The 15,999-nt window shown below is 65.2% G+C and carries 16 protein-coding genes; 4 read left to right on the top strand and 12 right to left on the bottom strand.

What is annotated here, in order from left to right; genetic code table 11:
* Window positions 1-163: 163 nt before the first annotated feature.
* Complete coding sequence (locus IAE37_RS22920) at window positions 164-1,051, bottom strand: LysR family transcriptional regulator (RefSeq protein ID WP_201177232.1); 888 nt, start codon at window positions 1,049-1,051, stop codon at window positions 164-166.
* Window positions 1,052-1,262: 211 nt separating this feature from the next.
* Between IAE37_RS22920 and IAE37_RS22915 the strand changes: the two genes are divergently transcribed.
* Both IAE37_RS22915 and IAE37_RS22910 read left to right on the top strand, forming a co-directional pair.
* Window positions 1,263-2,546: an aspartate aminotransferase family protein gene (locus tag IAE37_RS22915; protein WP_201177231.1), complete on the top strand. Its 1,284-nt coding sequence runs from the start codon at window positions 1,263-1,265 to the stop codon at window positions 2,544-2,546.
* 149 nt (window positions 2,547-2,695) lie between these two features.
* Complete coding sequence (locus IAE37_RS22910; protein ID WP_009681539.1) at window positions 2,696-2,854, top strand: YqaE/Pmp3 family membrane protein; 159 nt, start codon at window positions 2,696-2,698, stop codon at window positions 2,852-2,854.
* A 31-nt stretch (window positions 2,855-2,885) separates the two neighbouring features.
* Here the strand turns inward: IAE37_RS22910 and IAE37_RS22905 are convergent, their stop codons facing one another.
* The 10 genes from IAE37_RS22905 to IAE37_RS22860 all read right to left on the bottom strand — a co-directional run bounded on the left by IAE37_RS22905 (window position 2,886) and on the right by IAE37_RS22860 (window position 13,603).
* Window positions 2,886-4,706 (bottom strand): S9 family peptidase, encoded by a 1,821-nt coding sequence (locus IAE37_RS22905; protein WP_201177230.1) that lies wholly within the window; start codon window positions 4,704-4,706, stop codon window positions 2,886-2,888.
* Window positions 4,672-5,820 (bottom strand): pyrroloquinoline quinone biosynthesis protein PqqE, encoded by a 1,149-nt coding sequence (gene pqqE / locus IAE37_RS22900; RefSeq protein ID WP_201177228.1) that lies wholly within the window; start codon window positions 5,818-5,820, stop codon window positions 4,672-4,674. Before pqqE ends, IAE37_RS22905 begins: the two co-directional genes overlap by 35 nt.
* Window positions 5,792-6,067: a pyrroloquinoline quinone biosynthesis peptide chaperone PqqD gene (gene pqqD / locus IAE37_RS22895; protein WP_201177226.1), complete on the bottom strand. Its 276-nt coding sequence runs from the start codon at window positions 6,065-6,067 to the stop codon at window positions 5,792-5,794. Before pqqD ends, pqqE begins: the two co-directional genes overlap by 29 nt.
* Window positions 6,064-6,819 carry a pyrroloquinoline-quinone synthase PqqC gene (pqqC, locus tag IAE37_RS22890; protein WP_201177224.1) on the bottom strand — a complete coding sequence of 252 codons (756 nt, stop codon included), beginning with the start codon at window positions 6,817-6,819 and terminating at the stop codon, window positions 6,064-6,066. Before pqqC ends, pqqD begins: the two co-directional genes overlap by 4 nt.
* 8 nt (window positions 6,820-6,827) lie before the next feature.
* Entirely contained in the window at window positions 6,828-7,739 is a 912-nt protein-coding gene (gene pqqB, locus IAE37_RS22885; RefSeq protein ID WP_201177222.1) for a pyrroloquinoline quinone biosynthesis protein PqqB, read from the bottom strand.
* Window positions 7,740-7,819: 80 nt separating this feature from the next.
* Window positions 7,820-7,891: a pyrroloquinoline quinone precursor peptide PqqA gene (gene pqqA, locus IAE37_RS22880; protein ID WP_003243383.1), complete on the bottom strand. Its 72-nt coding sequence runs from the start codon at window positions 7,889-7,891 to the stop codon at window positions 7,820-7,822.
* 169 nt (window positions 7,892-8,060) lie between these two features.
* The gene (pqqF, locus tag IAE37_RS22875; protein ID WP_201177220.1) at window positions 8,061-10,349 is read right to left on the bottom strand and encodes a pyrroloquinoline quinone biosynthesis protein PqqF; all 2,289 of its coding nucleotides are present in this window, start codon (window positions 10,347-10,349) and stop codon (window positions 8,061-8,063) included.
* Window positions 10,350-10,456: 107 nt separating this feature from the next.
* Window positions 10,457-11,251, bottom strand: coding sequence for a carbon-nitrogen hydrolase family protein (locus IAE37_RS22870; RefSeq protein WP_201177218.1), 795 nt, complete (start codon window positions 11,249-11,251; stop codon window positions 10,457-10,459).
* 15 nt (window positions 11,252-11,266) lie between these two features.
* Window positions 11,267-12,949 (bottom strand): flavin monoamine oxidase family protein, encoded by a 1,683-nt coding sequence (locus IAE37_RS22865; protein WP_201177216.1) that lies wholly within the window; start codon window positions 12,947-12,949, stop codon window positions 11,267-11,269.
* 192 nt (window positions 12,950-13,141) lie between these two features.
* Complete coding sequence (locus IAE37_RS22860) at window positions 13,142-13,603, bottom strand: Lrp/AsnC family transcriptional regulator (protein WP_201177214.1); 462 nt, start codon at window positions 13,601-13,603, stop codon at window positions 13,142-13,144.
* Window positions 13,604-13,749: 146 nt separating this feature from the next.
* On the opposite strand from IAE37_RS22860, the gene IAE37_RS22855 reads away from it, so the two are divergent.
* Together IAE37_RS22855 and IAE37_RS22850 are read left to right on the top strand one after the other, a co-directional pair.
* Window positions 13,750-14,034, top strand: a complete 285-nt coding sequence (locus IAE37_RS22855) for a DUF4160 domain-containing protein (protein WP_328822769.1) — start codon at window positions 13,750-13,752, stop codon at window positions 14,032-14,034.
* On the top strand, window positions 14,031-14,546 hold the full coding sequence (locus IAE37_RS22850) for a DUF2442 domain-containing protein (RefSeq protein ID WP_201177211.1): 516 nt from the start codon (window positions 14,031-14,033) through the stop codon (window positions 14,544-14,546). Before IAE37_RS22855 ends, IAE37_RS22850 begins: the two co-directional genes overlap by 4 nt.
* A gap of 88 nt (window positions 14,547-14,634) precedes the next feature.
* Here the strand turns inward: IAE37_RS22850 and IAE37_RS22845 are convergent, their stop codons facing one another.
* On the bottom strand, window positions 14,635-15,927 hold the full coding sequence (locus tag IAE37_RS22845) for a carbohydrate porin (RefSeq protein WP_201177209.1): 1,293 nt from the start codon (window positions 15,925-15,927) through the stop codon (window positions 14,635-14,637).
* Window positions 15,928-15,999: the final 72 nt, after the last annotated feature.

Raw genomic sequence — 15,999 nt, 5'->3', positions numbered from 1 at the left:
GATCCACGGTTAATCTTTCTTACATGGACGTTGCGCAGGAAGCGCAAAGGACAGAACAGGGACAACGAAGGATGCCTGCCAGGAAGGTGGGGCGATAGGGATGTCATAGGGAAACAGTCTGGAAAACCCCGCTTCGGCGGGGTTTTCTTTGTGTGCGTGTTTTTCAGCCGTGCACCTCTTCTTCCAGCAAGGTCCGCAGCAGCTCAACCGATGCCTGCTGGCGCTGGGCATCGCGGTACACCAGGCCGACCTTGAGCGGCACCCGCGGCTCGCTCAGCGGCTTCCACAGCAAGCCCTGGTCATCCTCGGCGGCCTCCTTGGCGCGGCCAGGCAGGATGGTCGCCAGCGCGGTATGCGACAGGCTGTCGAGAATGCCGGCCATGTTGTTCATCTCCGCCTGCACCTGCGGCCGACGCCCCTGGTTGGCCAGTTGTTCCTTCCAGATCTGGCGTATCTGGAACTCCTCGCCGAGCATCAGCATCGGCAGTTCTGCCGCCTGGCGGATGGACACTTTCTTGAAATCCTTCAGTGGATGGGTGTCCGGGATCACCAATTGCAACTCATCTTCGTACAACAGCAGGCCGTGCAGCCCCGGCTGGCGCGGCGGCAGGTAGCTGATGCCGATGTCCAGGCTGCCGTTGAGCAGGCGCCGTTCGATCTCCAGCCCCGACAGTTCGTAGATCTGCACCACCAGATGCGGTTGCGCCTTGCGCACGCGTTCGAGCAATTGTGGCACCAGGCCCGGGCGCACGGTCTGCAGCACGCCGATGGCCAGGGTGCGTACCGATTGCCCCTTGAAGTTGCGCATGGCGTCGTGGGCGCGCTGCAAGCCATCGAGCAGTGGTTGGGCATGGTTGTACAAGGTGTGGGCGGCCAGCGTCGGCAGCAAGCGCTTGTTGCTGCGCTCGAACAGGCTCAGGTCGAGGCTGTGCTCGAGCTGGCGGATCTGCTGTGACAGTGCCGGCTGGGAGAGCGACAGGCGCTCGGCGGCACGGCCGACATGGCCTTCTTCATAGACCGCGACGAAATAACGCAGTTGGCGAAAATCCATAAGAAATACTTATCGAAAAAGCTGGAAAAACGGAATGGTCGCAAGCGCCTCGGAAGCCTAGTCTATCGCCGTATAGCAGCGGGTTACAGCGCGACAGCGGCTGATTGTTACCGCTGCTGAGAAACACTTTTGATAGGCAGGGCAAAATTATCGAGCGCCGGCATCAAGACCAGGCCCCGAATGCCCGTTACCGTGATTGGTTGGAGCCCCCATGAACCTGTTCAACCTGCGCCGATCGGCTCCTGCCGCCGTCGCCGAGCCCAAGTGTGCGCCGGTCACCCAGGCGGATGCCCCGCAGTTGTCGCGCGAGCGCCTGATGCCGGGCAGCAGCGAGCGCGCCTCGCAGGTGTTCGTGCGTGGCCAGGGCTCGTGGCTGTGGGATGACCAAGGCCACGCCTATCTGGATTTCACCCAGGGTGGCGCGGTCAACAGCCTGGGCCACAGCCCCAGCGCGCTGGCCAAGGCGCTCGGCAACCAGGCCCAGGCACTGATCAACCCCGGCGCGGGCTACCACAGCCGCGGTTTGCTGGCACTGGTCGACCGCCTGTGCCAGAGCACCGGCAGCGACCAGGCCTACCTGCTCAACAGTGGCGCCGAAGCCTGCGAAGGGGCGATCAAGCTGGCACGCAAGTGGGGCCAGCTGCACCGCAACGGCGCCTATCACATCATCACCGCCAGTCATGCCTGCCATGGCCGTAGCCTGGGCGCGCTGTCGGCCTCCGACCCGCTGCCATGCAACCGCTGCGAACCTGGCCTGCCAGGCTTCAGCAAGGTGCCGTTCAACGACCTGGCGGCGCTGCATGCGCAGGTCGATTCGCGCACCGTGGCGATCATGCTCGAGCCGATACAGGGCGAGGCCGGGGTGATCCCCGCCACCCGTGAGTACCTCAAGGGTGTGGAGACGCTGTGCCGTGAACTGGGCATCCTGTTGATCCTCGACGAAGTGCAGACCGGCATCGGCCGCTGTGGTGCCTTGCTCGCCGAGCAGACCTACGGCGTGCGCGCCGACATCATCACCCTGGGTAAAGGCCTGGGTGGCGGAGTGCCGCTGGCCGCCCTGCTGGCCCGTGGCAGCGCTTGCTGCGCCGAGCCGGGCGAGCTGGAAGGCAGCCACCATGGCAATGCCCTGATGAGCGCGGCCGGGTTGGCCGTACTCGACACCGTGCTGGAAGCTGGTTTCTTCGAGCAGGTGCAGGACAGCGGCCGCCATCTGCGTGAAGGCCTGGCGCGCCTGGCCGGCCGTTATGGCCAGGGTGAGGTGCGTGGGCAGGGCTTGCTGTGGGCACTGCAACTACGCGAGAGCATCGCCCAGGAGCTGGTCCAGGCGGCCTTGCATGAGGGCTTGCTGCTCAACGCCCCGCAAGCGGATGTGCTGCGCTTCTCGCCAGCCCTCACCGTGAGCCGGGGCAACATCGACGAAATGCTGCTGCGCCTGGCCCGAGCCTTCGCCCGCTTGCACGCCAGCCAGCACAACCGCCGGGAAGTCCCGGCCTGATCCGAATCGAACCGAACCGTCTTGCGTTTCTGCGCACCGCCCTGGGCCGATCGAATTGGCTCGGGGCATTTTTTTGTGTGGCGTGCAAGCGGTGGAACCTCTGGCGGGTGCGGCTAGTCTCTGTTCAAACCCCTCAAGGAGAGACCACCATGGACTTCATTCGTATCATCATCGCCATTATCCTGCCGCCGCTCGGGGTGTTTCTCCAGGTCGGCTTCGGTGGGGCGTTCTGGTTGAATATCCTGCTGACGCTGCTGGGGTATATCCCGGGGATCGTGCATGCGGTGTACATCATCGCCAAGCGCTGAGAATGCCGGGGCCGCAACGCGGCCCCGCGGGTCATCGCTTCAACACCCGGCAATAAAACCTCCACTCTTGCTCCAGCGCATGCGCCAGATTCGCAGCGTTGCGGAACCCATGCCGCTCGCCAGCATAGAAATGTCCTTCGGCCTCGATGCCATTGGCCTGCAGGGCCGCCAGCATCGAGCGCGTCTGCTCCGGCACCACCACCGCGTCCAATTCGCCCTGGAAGAAGATCACCGGCACCGTGATCTGCGAGGCATGCAGCAGAGGCGTGCGTTGACGGTAGCGTTCGGCATCGCGTAGCGGGTCGCCGATCAGCCAGTCCAGGTAGTCGCCTTCGAACTTGTGCGTGGCCCGGCCCAGGGCGATTGGATCGCTTACCCCATACAGGCTGGCGCCAGCGCGGAACGCGTCATGGAAGGCGAGGGCGCAGAGGGTGGTGTAGCCGCCGGCGCTGCCGCCGCGGATGAATGCCTTGTCGCGGTCTATCAGGCCACGCCCGGCCAGGTGCTCGACCGCCGCGCAGGCGTCCTGCACATCGCTTTCGCCCCAGCGCAGGTGCAGTGCCTGCCGATACGCCCGGCCATAGCCGGTGCTGCCGCGGTAGTTCAGGTCGGCGACGGCGAAGCCGCGTTGGGTCCAGTACTGGATGCGTGGGTCCAGCACCGGGTAGCAGGCCGAGGTCGGGCCGCCATGGATGAACACCACCAGTGGTGCCGGGCCTTTTCCGCCCTGGGCGGCGTAGAAGAAGCCATGGGCCTGGCCCTCGCCGCTGGGGTAGCTGATCGCCTGCGGCTGGCTGATGCGCTCGACCGGGAGCACGTCGGCGCCGCCGGCGAGGATCTGCACCTCGTGGCTGCGCCGGTCGATGGCGATTACCGCCGGCGGGCTGATCGGTGAGGCGGCGATGGCGTATATCTGTTCATCGTCCAGCGCCAGGCTGCGAAAGCGGCTGTAGGCGCTGGCGTAGCGCTCGGTTGCGCCGCTTTCGTCATACCGGCCCAACTGGCCGAAGCCGTTGTCGAACCAGGTCGCGAGGTAGCGGTCCGGGCCCAGGGCCAGCCAGGTGCTGGCGCCCAGCTGCCAGGGCGCGGCCGCATGGTCGGCGGCGCTCGCCGGTAGCCCCTGCCAGCGTCCGTCCTGCTCGCCCCAGGGTTGCCAGTGGCCGTTGCGATCGGACAGGCAGTACAAGCGGCCGTCGGCATCGAAGCGCGGCTGCTGCAGTGATTCGTCGGTGCCGGCCACGCACCGCACCGGGCCCCAGCCATCGGCCTGGCGCTCGCGGCACATCAGGCGGGTTACGGTCCAGGGCTGGGCCGGGCGGTCCCACTCGATCCAGGCCAGGCGCCGACCATCGGCGCTCAAGGTGGGCGAGGCGTAGAAGTCGGCACCTTCGGCGAGCACTTCGCGGCGGCCGTCGCTCAGGGCCACCAGCCGGTGCTCGACCTGTGCTGCGTGTTGCTCCTCGACCGCCAGTACCACGCCAGCGTGCCACTGCAGGTCACCGTAGCGGCAATCGCTGGCTGCGGTCAGCGCCTGGGGCGTCGAGCCATCGAGCGCCTGGCTGTAGACCTGCTGGTCCTGCTCGTTGACGAACAGCACCCCGTCGCCGCCCAGGCAGAAGCTGCCACCGCCATACTCGTACACCCGGCTACGCACGCTGAAGCCCGCGGGCGTCAGGCAGCGTGCCTGGTGGTAGAGCCAGTGCCAGATGCGGCAGGCGCCGTCGGCCGGGCGGAACTCGACCCAGAACAAGCCGTCCGGGCCGACCTTGAGTTCGGCGAAGTCGGTACCGGCGGCCACGGCCTGCTCGGCAGTGAATTCAGCCGCGGGCGATGACGCGGGAGTTTCGTTCATTGCGGAAGGTCATCTGTTCAATGGCGAGTTGCGCGGTTTGCGCTTCCTCGCGAGCCTTGAGGATGATGCCGTGGTCGGCCGACTTGGCGCATACCGGGTCGGCCTTGCTGGCATCGCCGGTGAGCATGAAGGCCTGGCAGCGGCAGCCGCCGAAGTCCTTTTCCTTCTCGTCGCACGAGCGGCAGGGCTCGGGCATCCAGTCGTAGCCGCGGAAACGGTTGAAGCCGAACGAGTCGTACCAGATATGCCGCAGGTCGTGGTCGCGCACGTTGGGGAACTGCACCGGCAGCTGGCGGGCGCCATGGCAGGGCAGGGCGGTGCCGTCCGGGGTGATGGTGAGGAACAGGCTGCCCCAGCCGTTCATGCAGGCCTTGGGGCGCTCCTCGTAGTAATCGGGGGTGACGAAGATCAGCTTGCAGGGGTTGCCTTCGGCCTTGAGCTTGTCGCGGTATTCGTTGGTGATGCGCTCGGCCCGCTCCAGTTGTTCACGGGTTGGCAGCAAGCCCAGGCGGTTGAGGTGGGCCCAGCCGTAGAACTGGCAGGTGGCGAGCTCGACGAAGTCCGCCTCGAGGGCGATGCACAGCTCGATGATGCGGTCGATCTTGTCGATGTTGTGCCGATGGGTGACGAAGTTGAGCACCATCGGGTAGCCGTGGGCCTTCACCGCCCGGGCCATCTCCAGCTTCTGCGCGAAGGCCTTCTTCGAGCCGGCCAGCAGGTTGTTGACCTGCTCGTCGCTGGCCTGGAAGCTGATCTGGATATGGTCGAGGCCGGCTTGCTTGAACGCGGCGATGCGCTGCTCGGTGAGGCCGATGCCGGAGGTGATCAGGTTGGTGTAGTAGCCCAGCCTGCGGGCTTCGCCGATCAGTTCGGCAAGATCCTGGCGCACCAATGGCTCGCCCCCGGAAAAACCGATCTGAGCCGCGCCCATTTCACGCGCTTCGGCCATCACCTTGAACCACTGCGCGGTGTCCAGTTCCTTGCCTTGCTGGGCGAAATCCAGCGGGTTGGAACAGTATGGGCACTGCAGCGGGCAGCGGTAGGTCAGCTCGGCCAGCAGCCACAGCGGCAGGCCGACCGGGACCTCAGGCGAGGGTGATCCAGTGTTCGGCACGGGCCACCTCCATGAACTGCTCGATGTCGTCGGCGACCTCGGGCACATCGGGGAATTGCTCGGTGAGCTCGGCGATGATGGCAGCGACGCTGCGCTGGCCATCGACCAACCCGCCGATCAGGCCGGCGCTGTCGTTGAGCTTGATCATGCCTTCGGGGTACAGCAGAACGTGGCCCTGCTGCGCTGGCTCGTACTGGAAACGATAGCCTGGGCGCCAGGCCGGTACTTGGTTACGGTCGAAACTCACAGGGCGATCCCCTTGTGCCAGACGCGCTCGCCGGTGACGCTGTGGTAGGGCGGGCGGTTCAGTTCATAGGCCATGCTCATGGCGTCGAGCATGCTCCACAGGATATCCAGCTTGAACTGCAGGATCTCCAGCATACGCTCCTGGCCGGCCCGGGTGGTGTAGTGCTGCAGGGTAATCGCCAGGCCGTGCTCCACGTCGCGTCGGGCCTGGCCCAGGCGGGTGCGGAAGTATTCGTAGCCGGCCGGGTCGATCCACGGGTAGTGCTGCGGCCAGCTGTCCAGGCGCGATTGGTGGATCTGCGGCGCGAACAGCTCGGTCAGCGAGCTGCTGGCGGCTTCCTGCCAACTGGCGCGGCGGGCGAAGTTGACATAGGCATCGACGGCGAAGCGCACGCCTGGCAGCACCAGCTCCTGGGAGCGCACTTGGTCTGGGTCCAGGCCAACAGCCTGGCCCAGGCGCAGCCAGGCCTCGATGCCGCCGTCCTCGCCGGGCGCGCCGTCGTGGTCGAGCAGGCGCTGGATCCACTCGCGGCGGATCTCGCGGTCGGGACAGTTGGCCAGGATCGCGGCATCCTTCATCGGGATGTTGACCTGGTAGTAGAAACGGTTGGCCACCCAACCCTGGATCTGCTCGCGACTGGCGCGGCCTTCATACATCGCCACGTGGTAGGGGTGATGGATGTGGTAGTAGGCGCCCTTGGCGCGCAGGGCCTGCTCGAATTCGGCAGGGGACATCGGCAATGCTTCGCTCATCGGGCCTCCTACAACTCGATACTCATGCCATCGTAGGCCACTTCAACGCCACGGCGCTGGACCTCGGCACGTTCGGCGGAGTCTTCATCGAGGATCGGGTTGGTGTTGTTGATGTGGATGAGCACCTTGCGCTGGCGTGGGAAGCCATCGAGCACTTCGAGCATGCCGCCGGGGCCGTTCTGTGCCAGGTGGCCCATCTCGCGACCGGTGCGGGTGCCGACACCACGGCGCTGCATCTCGTCGTCTTCCCACAGGGTGCCGTCGACCAGCAGGCAGTCGGCGCCGTGCATCATCGCCAGCAGCTTGTCGTCGACCTGGCCCAGGCCCGGGGCATAGAACAGCTTGCCGCCGGTGCGTGTGTCCTCGACCAGCAGGCCGAGGTTGTCGCCCGGGTGCGGGTCGAAACGGTGCGGCGAGTAGGGCGGCGCGGCGCTGCGCAGCGGGAAGGGTGTGAACCTGAGGTTGGGGCAGGCGTCGATGACGAAGCTGCCTTCGAGTTCGATGCGGTTCCACTGCAGGCCACCGTTCCAGTGGCTGAGCATGTTGAACAGCGGGAAGCCGGTGGTCAGGTCCTGGTGGACCATGTCGGTGCACCAGACCTTGTGCGGGCAGCCTTCGCGCAGGCTGAGCAGGCCGGTGGTGTGGTCGATCTGGCTGTCGAGCAACACGATCGCATCGATGCCGGTATCACGCAGGGCGCGGGCCGGTTGCATCGGCGCGAAGGCCTGCAACTGGGCGCGGATGTCGGGCGAGGCGTTGCACAGGATCCAGTGCTCACCGTCGTCGGACAAGGCGATCGAGGACTGGGTGCGTGCCGTGGCGCGCAGGCTGCCATCGCGAAAGCCCTTGCAGTTGACGCAGTTGCAGTTCCATTGGGGGAACCCACCGCCAGCGGCGGAACCGAGAATCTGGATGTACATGGCCACTCCTTTATCCGAAGACCCTTATGCAGAAAACGACGACGCCTCGGCGGGCCGAGGCGTCGAGGTGCAAGCAGGGCTTAGCGGTTGGCGAAGTACATGGTCACTTCGAAGCCGATACGCAGGTCAGTGTAAGCAGGTTTGGTCCACATGGATTAGCTCCTTCCGGATAGGGGGTTGGGTTCCAGCCAGTATCTTTGGCGCCCCCTCGACAAGGAGGTTCCATAGACTGGGATTGCGCTATCTTACAAGAAATAACTGTACCAAAAGGTTAATTATTTGAAATGCGCCCTTGCAGGCGACGTAACAATCGCGCCGGTTTCAGGGCCATTCGTCCATCGCTGCCGCTGCGTTGGCCAGGCATAGCCAGGGCGCGTCGGCGGCGAGCATTTCCCGCAGCAAGGCGTCCAGGTCCGCTTGCTGCGTATTCAGGATAGACCGCTGTACGGCGGGCAGCTCATCCGTTTGCCGCCCCAGGTAGGCCTGCCACGCCCAGTGCGCCACATCGTCGTTGGTCATGGCCGTCTCGACGACTTGTGCGGCCAGGGTCTGGTGCGCGCTGGACTCGAGGGTCACGCCCTGGCGTAGCACGTCGTGGAGATGGCCGATGATTTCGCGGTGGCTGGCATGGGGGGATTGCACGCCGAACAGCAGGCCGGCGATGCCTTCGACCTGACGGAAGGTGCTGAAAACGGCGTAGCCCAGTTGCAGTTCCACACGCAGGCGTTGATACACCGGGCCTTGCAGCAGATGCCCAAGCAGGCGGCCGGCGCCCTGCGGGGTGGTGGTCAGCGGGTAGAACAGCACCAGCGCCTGCTCGCTGCCGGCCATTGCTGCTTGCTGCCAGCGGCGCGCCGGGGGCGGTGGCAACGGCCTGGCGCTGCAAGCCTGGCCTGGGCATTGCTGCAGGACATCGGCCAGGACGCTCAGGCCGGCGGCACCGAAGCCCGTGGCCAGACCGTGCCAGGGCGCGTGCTGCCAGATCCGCTGCAGTTGGCTCGCATCCAGGGTGCACGCGGGCAGGGGCTCGGCGGCCAGGCCGTGCAAGGCGTCTGGCAGGTGCTTGAGCAGCGCGCGGATCGGGATCGATGGCGGTGCCTGGGGTGGCACGCTGGCGAGCGATTCGTCGGCAATGCTACGCAGTACCCCGAATGCCTCTGCGCTGGCGCGCAGCACTGCGCCTGGCAGGCCTGCGCAGCGCAGATGCCAGTACTCGCCCACCAGGTTGAAGTCCAGTTGCAGGGACGCGTGTTCGGCCCTCTCGCGCAGCGGCGTCAAGGCCTGCTCGAGCACGGCATGCAAGCGCTGGCGCAAGGGCGAGCGGATCTGCCAGCGCAGGTTCACCTCGGCATGCTGGCGCGTTGCGGGCAGGGCGCTGCTGACGGTCATGGCCGGGGGCAGCGAGGTGTCGGGCGCGGTGGGCAGTTCGTTGCACAGCAAGGGATCGCTGGCAGGCAAGTGCCAGGGTCCGCTTGCGTTGCCGGGCAGGTCATCGAGCAGCGCGCGAAGCGCTAGCAGGCCTTGTGCGTCGAGCGCCGCGAAGGGCCTGCCGGTGCTGTCTCGGCGCGCCAATTCGAGTGCGCTGGCGGCGTGCTCGCGACGTTGCTCCAATACCGCGAAGCCAGCGTTGAGTTGTTCGGGGTCGGCCTGGCGCATGAAACCGAACCAGCCGTGCAGCAGGCGCTGGGCCTCATCGATGCAGGTCGCATCGCCGAGTTGCAGGTCGACCTGCCACAACAGTTGCCCGGCGTGGGCATACAGCGCCTGTGCCTTGCAGGATCGCAGCCAGCCGCGCTGGCGCAGTTCAGCCAGCCAGCCACCTGGGCGGCTGTCGTCGAGCCAGGCGAGCAACAGTGCCAGCGCGTGCTCGCTGCCGGCGGGCAGGCCATCGTGGGCGAACACCAGCGGCTGGTTGCTTTTCGGCAGGGCGGGGGGATGCGGATGCGGCGAACGGCCGCTTGCCGGGAACAGGCTGGCGAACTGGCGGCCCAGGTGTTCGAGTTGAGCCAGCGATTGTGGCCCGCACAGGCTCAAGGTGATCTGGCCGCCCTGGTAGAAGCGTTGGTGATAGTGCTTCAGCGCCTGTTGGAAGGCCGGGTCCTGCAACGCCAGGGTGTAGCGGTTTCCGGCGTGGAAGCCGGCCAACGGGTGCCCAGGCGCTGCCGCCTGCAACAGGGCGAATTGTCGTTGTGCCTGCGGGTTGCGCGACCAGGCGATGAACTCGGCATGGATCACCTCGCGCTCGTTGCCCTGGCGAGCGATGCCCAGCTCCGGTTCGGCGAGCATCTGGCAGAGGCGCTCCAGCGCGCCGTCAAGCGCACTGGGAGGTACCTCGAAGAAGAAGTCGGTGGTGCGCTCGCGGGTGCTGGCGTTGACCTGGCCACCGAGGGCCTGCACGTAGCGCATCAGGCCATCAGGCAATGGGAAGCGCTCGGTGCCGAGAAACAACAGGTGCTCGAGGAAGTGGGCCAGGCCCGGCCACTGCGCCGGTGCGTCGTGGCTGCCGGCATGCACCCGCAGGGCGGCGGCCGAGCGCTTGAGGCGCGGGGCATGGCGCAGGGTCAGTTGCAGGCCGTTGGCGAGGGTGAGGTGGCGGGTGGCGTCAGGCATGGGAACTCCGGGGCAGGTGTTCATGCTAACCCATTTGGCAGGCCCCGCCTCTTTGCGGGGCCTGTGGGAGCGGGCTTGCCCGCGAATGGGCCGCAGAGCGGCCCCGGTCAGCCTTTGAGCCGATGCAACTCCTGACGCAGGTCCGCTAGGTACGGAAACGCCTCGCGCCCCTGTACCACCCGCTCATAATCGATATCCGCGAGCAGTTGGCACTCCTCGCGCCCAGCCATGGCCAACAGGCTGCCATCCGGCCCGATGATGCTGCTCTGTCCGCAATACTGGATCTGCCCCTCGGCGCCGCAATAGTTGGCATACACCAGGTAGCACTGGTTCTCTTGCGCGCGTGAGCGCACGGTCACCTGGCAAACGAAGTCGTAGGGCGTCATGTTGGCCGTCGGCACCAGGATCAACTCGGCGCCATCGAGCGCCAGGCGCCGGGCGTTCTCCGGAAACTCGATGTCGTAGCAGATCAGCAGCCCGACCTTCCAGCCGTCCAGCTCGACCACCGGGAAATGATCGGCACCGGCGCTGAACATCGAGCGGTCCAGCGCCCCGAACAGGTGGGTCTTGCGGTAGTTGCACAGGCGGCGGCCCTGGGCGTCGATCAGTTGCACGCTGTTGTAGATCGCCCCGTCGTCGGCACGCTCCGGGTAGCCGTAGGCGATGGCGATGCCCTGGCCCTGGGCGATCGCCCGCACGGCCGCAGCCGATGGCCCATCCTCTGCCTCGGCCAGCCGCTGCACCTGGGCGAGGCCGATGTTATAGCCGCTGAGGAACATCTCTGGGCACACCAGCAACCGCGCGCCACGCTCGGCTGCGGCCTGGGCCTGCTGCTGCAGGCGTCGCAGGTTGCCGGCCACGTCGAGCGGGTTGGGTTCACCTTGGAACAGGGCGATGCGCATCGCTTCTCCTTTGTATCAGTCCGGCAGGGCGATCGGCCCGAGGGTGTCGAACACATCGCCCGGGCCTGGGTTGTCCGGGTGGGTCTTGCCACCGAAGTGATTGATGATACCCCACACCGCATTCAGCGAAGTCTGCACCGCGCCTTCCACCCAGGCGGGCGTCCACGACACGTCGTCGCCGGCGATGAACATGCCGCGTTGTTCGGCCGGCATGTCCTGCTGCATGAAGTGCGCGTACATGCGCTGGTTGTAGCGGTAGTGGCCGGGCAGTGCACCCTTGAAGGCGCCGAGGAAGTGCGGGTCGGCCTCCCAGGAAATGGTGATCGGGTCGCCGATGATATGGCCGGCGATGTCTGTCCGGGGGTAGATCTTCTTCAGTGCGTCCAGCGCCAGCTGCACGCGTTTTTCCACCGGGTGCGGCAGCATCTTCAGCGCATCGCTCATCCAGGCGTAGGACAGGCAGATCACCCCGGGCTTGTCATCGCCGTTGTCGAACAGGTAGGTGCCGCGGGTCAGGCGATCGGTCAGGGTCATGCTCAGCAGGTCGCGGCCGGTCTGCGGGTCCTTGTCCTTCCAGAACGGTCGGTCGACCATCACGAAGGTTTTCGACGACTGCATGTAGCGCGTGCGGTCCAGGGCCATCCACATCTTCTGCGAGAACAGCGACTCCTCGCAGTCGATCTGGGTGGTCAGCAGCCAGCTCTGGCAGGTGGCGAGCACAGCGCCGTAGTGGCGGGTATCGCCCCAGGTGTCGGTCACCGCCAGGCGCCCATCGGCGGCGCGGGCGATGCGCTTGACCCCGGTGCGTGGGGCGCCGCCATGCAGCGCGCTCAGGCTGGTGCCGGTGGGCCAGTGCGCGCAGCGTTCCGGTATGTGGCGCCAGATGCCTTGTGGCACTTGCTCGACGCCACCGACGACCAGGTGCTGGTGGTCGTCGCAGTTGGTCATCACCACGCGGAAGATTTCCAGCATCGAGTTGGGGAAGTCCGAGTCCCAGCCGCCGGTGCCGAAGCCGACCTGGCCGAACACTTCGCGGTGGCGGAACGTCAGCTTGGCGAAGGCCTGGGACGAGGCGACGAAGTCATAGAAGGTGCGGTCGTCCCACAACGGAACCAGCTGGTTCCACAGGTTTTTCAGGCGCACCACGTCACGCTCGCGGATCGCCTGCTGGATCTCGGCGAACTGGGCGCCGCTTTCCAGCGCGTCGGCCCAGGCTTCGGCCACTTCGTGGAACAGCTGTGGCAGGTCCTTGGCATGCTCGGCGTAGTAGGTCTGGCCTTCGAGGTCGATCACGGTGCTGCCGGAGGCCGGGGTGAGCGGGTTGGGGAACGGCTTGGTTTCCAGGCCGAGCTTGTCGACGTAGTGGTAGAAGGCCGTGGAAGACACCGGAAAGCGCATGCCGCCGAGTTCGGCGATGACCCCATCGGTGCCATTGAAGGCTTGCGAGCGCAGGCGGCCCCCGAGTTTCGAAGCCTCGTACACCACCGGCTTGAGCCCCAGTTTCATCAGCTCGTAGGCCGCCACCAGGCCGGCGATGCCGGCACCGACGATGGCGACTTCCTCGCCGTGTCGCTCGACCGGGATGCTACCCAGCCCGGCCGGGTGCTCCAGCCAATCGTCGAAGGCGAAGGGGAAATCCGGGCCGAAGATGGTGATGGGCTTCTTGCCGTCGGCGGGGTGGCGGTTGTTCTTGTTCATGAAATGACCTTGCCAGAGCGGCTGCGCGGAGGGCGGAGCCTGAGTATAGGAGATGGCTGAGGGTCATTTTATGAAGCGGGGTGTTCGTAATTAAGATGCAGAGTGATGGCGGAATGTATTTTGTTTCGTCGTAATGACGAGGGGTGAGTTTGTTTTGACGATCAAGTCAGGGGTGTCAGGCGTTTTATGGCTTTAGCTCGGCTGACCCCGGTCGACCTTGCTGCTGAGAATGATCGACGTGGTGGTTTTCTCCACACCCTCGACGTTGCCGATCTGGTCGAGCAGCTCGTCGAGTTGCTCCGGCGAATCGCTGCGCAGCCAGGCCACATAATCGAACTCGCCGCTCACCGTGCATAGCTGCTGCACCTGCCCCATGGCGCTCAGGCGGCGGACCACTTCCTTGCCCGAGCGGGGTTGGACCTTGATGCCGACATAGGCTTGCAGGCCACCGTCGACCAGACGCTGGCCCAGGCGCACACCATAGCCGGTGATGACCTTGCCCTTCTCCAGCCGCGCCAGGCGCGAGTTCACCGTGGTGCGGGCGATGCCCAGCTGGCGAGCCAGAGTGGCGACGCTTTCGCGGGCGTTGATCTGCAGCAGGGCGATGAGCTGGCGGTCGATTTCGTCGAGGGTGATGGTGCGGGAGTCTGGCATGGCGAGTCTCGGTCGGTGGGCTTTTAGCCTAGCCAGACGACAGGCCCCGCGGCAAGACCTAGTCTGGACAGGGGGATCAGGTATCGGGGCTTGTAATGTTCAGTAAGGACCGTTTACATCTTTCAGGATGAACAGTTTGGGACCGAATGATATTTTGCGGTGCAATCATTGCACTCTATACTCCTCCTATGCCCACGCTCCATCGGTTACCGACCTGTTCGATTTGCATGTACGCGAACGATCATGCGCCGCCTCATTTTCATGTGAGGTTAAGTGATGGCCGTCAGGCATTGATAGCAATTGGGGATTTTTCGGTCCTGACGGGCTTTGGTGGTTCTCGCGTCTCCAAGCGAGAGCTCAGTGAAGCGATTGAATGGGCTTCGCAGAATGGACCTCAACTGCTTGCCAAGTGGAAGGAGTTGAATCAATGACGAACAAGCATTTCCTGCTGCACGACCTTGCTGTAACAGGCCCAAGTTCTTTATTGCTGACGTTCGCAGACGGCGAGCAATTTTCCGTGAGTCTGGACGAGATCATCACCCGGCAGCCTACGTTGCATCGGCTTACCGACCCCGAGGTCTTCGCGAGCGCGGCGATCGGGGAGTGGAAAGACACTGTCATCTGGGCCGACGATGACAACCTGGAACTGGCCGCCGACAACCTCCGAGCGCTCGCAGTCGAACAGACAGGTGAGTGTTCTCACGAGCGTCTCTGGAACTGGATGGCCAGGAATGAACTGACATTGGACCGGGCAGCCCAGGAGTTGGGGCTGAGCCGGCGAATGCTCGCTTACTACCGAAGCGGTGAGAAACCGGTACCGCGCACAGTCGCGCTTGCCATGAAGGGATGGGATGCCCTCCACGCCGGGAAGCCAAAGACAAGAAGGTCCGGTGAACACGAAGGTGCCAGGCGTAAGGCGCTACCCTCGAAAATAAGGGCCTGACCCGGCAGCGGCAACAGGTTGATCCTGGGCAGGAAAAGCCGCGCGATCGCGCGGCTGGTTCCTGATGAGGCGATGGAGAGCGAGCCTGCTAGAAGGTCATCTTGACCTGCAGCCCGGCAGCCAGCGCGTTGCTGCGTTGCTCAGCGGAAAACGCGCCGGGTTCGATGTAGTACTGCAGGCCAGGGCGCAGCAGCAGCCACGGCGTCACCTGGGCACCGTAGTTGAGTTCCAGCACCTGCTCGCCGCTGTCGAGGTCGGCGATCATGGCGGCGTCATCAGGCGTCAGCGCGCCCGCTTCCTGCACCTCCCGCGTACGCGAGTTGATCACGGCGCGGCCATAGCCGAAGGCAATGACATCGTGGGGGCGGCTGGCGAAAGGTTTCTGCCTGACCAGGCCCACCGAGTACCAGCGGCGCATGGGCGAGGTGGCGGCATTGCTGGTTGCGGCCTGCGCAAACAGGCGTAGCGCACTTGCCGGGTCCTGTTCATCGCGCCAGATCGCCTGGTCCACCAGCAGGTAGGCGCCCGTGCGGCTGCTGCTTTTGCCGGTGCCGCCGATCTTGGGGTAGTCGGACGTGTCGTAGTACCAGCCGACCTTGTATTGCCCATCGAGAAACGCCAGGTTGTTGATGATCGCCTCCAGGGGCAGGATCGCGCCCGTCGTGCCATTGCTGGGCATGGCGAAGGCCTTGGACTCGCGCGCGTTGTAGTCCGGGTTGACCTGGAACACGGCGGTTTGCAACGACAGCGACGGGTTGACGTCGTAGCGCAGTTCACCGCCCCAGTGTGCGGTCGGGTAGTTACCCCAGCCGCTGCCGCTGGACATGGTCAATGGGTGCGCGCAGAAGCCGGCGCTCATGAAGTTGGCCAGGATTGGCATGCCGCCGAACTCGGTGCCCATGACCATGTAACCGACCTTGGTCGACAGGTCGGGCGAAAACAGGTTGCGCTGGTAGCTCAACTCGGTCAGGCGCGTGTACTCGCCGGCGTAGATCTCCTGGGCGGACATCCGGTTGCCGAGCAGATCTTCCGTGGCGCTGTGACCGCGCCGGTCGTTGAGCAGAATCTGTATGCGCCCGGCATCTGCGATGCCGAGCAGCTTGCTCAGGTCGAACTGCGCGCCCAGGCGTATTTGCTGCGCATAGCGCGTGCCGCGCTTGATACCGCCATGCAGGTTGGAAACGGTCTCGGAGATGTAGTCCCCGGTCAGCTTGACGCCTTGGTCCGCCAGTTGCTGGCGCTGTCCGCCCCAGTCACCGGTGAGCGTGGGGCGGGTCAGCAGGTCGGACGTATCCGCCAGCGCGCTGGGGGTTGGCAGCACGCATAAGGACAGGCCGCTGCACAGGCTGCTGGTCAGCAGGGTGCGAAGCGTTGATGGCATGGTGGGTTGCTCCCTTGCACGAAAAGCCATCGGGCGGTGCGGGCTTTCGTGTGGTCTGCTGAACTGGAGGGG

Source organism: Pseudomonas sp. S31 (assembly GCF_016648105.1).
GTDB lineage: Bacteria > Pseudomonadota > Gammaproteobacteria > Pseudomonadales > Pseudomonadaceae > Aquipseudomonas.
Note: the sequence above shows the minus strand (reverse complement) of the source record. Positions and strands in the feature narration are given on the sequence as shown.

Bases quoted from the DNA above. Each gene is read 5' to 3' on its own strand.
- IAE37_RS22865 (WP_201177216.1), bottom strand. From the start codon at position 12,949: ATGAACAAGAACAACCGCCACCCCGCCGACGGCAAGAAGCCCATCACC.
- IAE37_RS22920 (WP_201177232.1), bottom strand. From the start codon at position 1,051: ATGGATTTTCGCCAACTGCGTTATTTCGTCGCGGTCTATGAAGAAGGC.
- IAE37_RS22915 (WP_201177231.1), top strand. From the start codon at position 1,263: ATGAACCTGTTCAACCTGCGCCGATCGGCTCCTGCCGCCGTCGCCGAG.
- pqqF (WP_201177220.1), bottom strand. From the start codon at position 10,349: ATGCCTGACGCCACCCGCCACCTCACCCTCGCCAACGGCCTGCAACTG.
- pqqB (WP_201177222.1), bottom strand. From the start codon at position 7,739: ATGTACATCCAGATTCTCGGTTCCGCCGCTGGCGGTGGGTTCCCCCAA.
- IAE37_RS22845 (WP_201177209.1), bottom strand. From the start codon at position 15,927: ATGCCATCAACGCTTCGCACCCTGCTGACCAGCAGCCTGTGCAGCGGC.
- IAE37_RS22910 (WP_009681539.1), top strand. From the start codon at position 2,696: ATGGACTTCATTCGTATCATCATCGCCATTATCCTGCCGCCGCTCGGG.
- IAE37_RS22850 (WP_201177211.1), top strand. From the start codon at position 14,031: ATGACGAACAAGCATTTCCTGCTGCACGACCTTGCTGTAACAGGCCCA.
- IAE37_RS22855 (WP_328822769.1), top strand. From the start codon at position 13,750: ATGATATTTTGCGGTGCAATCATTGCACTCTATACTCCTCCTATGCCC.
- IAE37_RS22860 (WP_201177214.1), bottom strand. From the start codon at position 13,603: ATGCCAGACTCCCGCACCATCACCCTCGACGAAATCGACCGCCAGCTC.
- IAE37_RS22870 (WP_201177218.1), bottom strand. From the start codon at position 11,251: ATGCGCATCGCCCTGTTCCAAGGTGAACCCAACCCGCTCGACGTGGCC.
- IAE37_RS22905 (WP_201177230.1), bottom strand. From the start codon at position 4,706: ATGAACGAAACTCCCGCGTCATCGCCCGCGGCTGAATTCACTGCCGAG.
- pqqC (WP_201177224.1), bottom strand. From the start codon at position 6,819: ATGAGCGAAGCATTGCCGATGTCCCCTGCCGAATTCGAGCAGGCCCTG.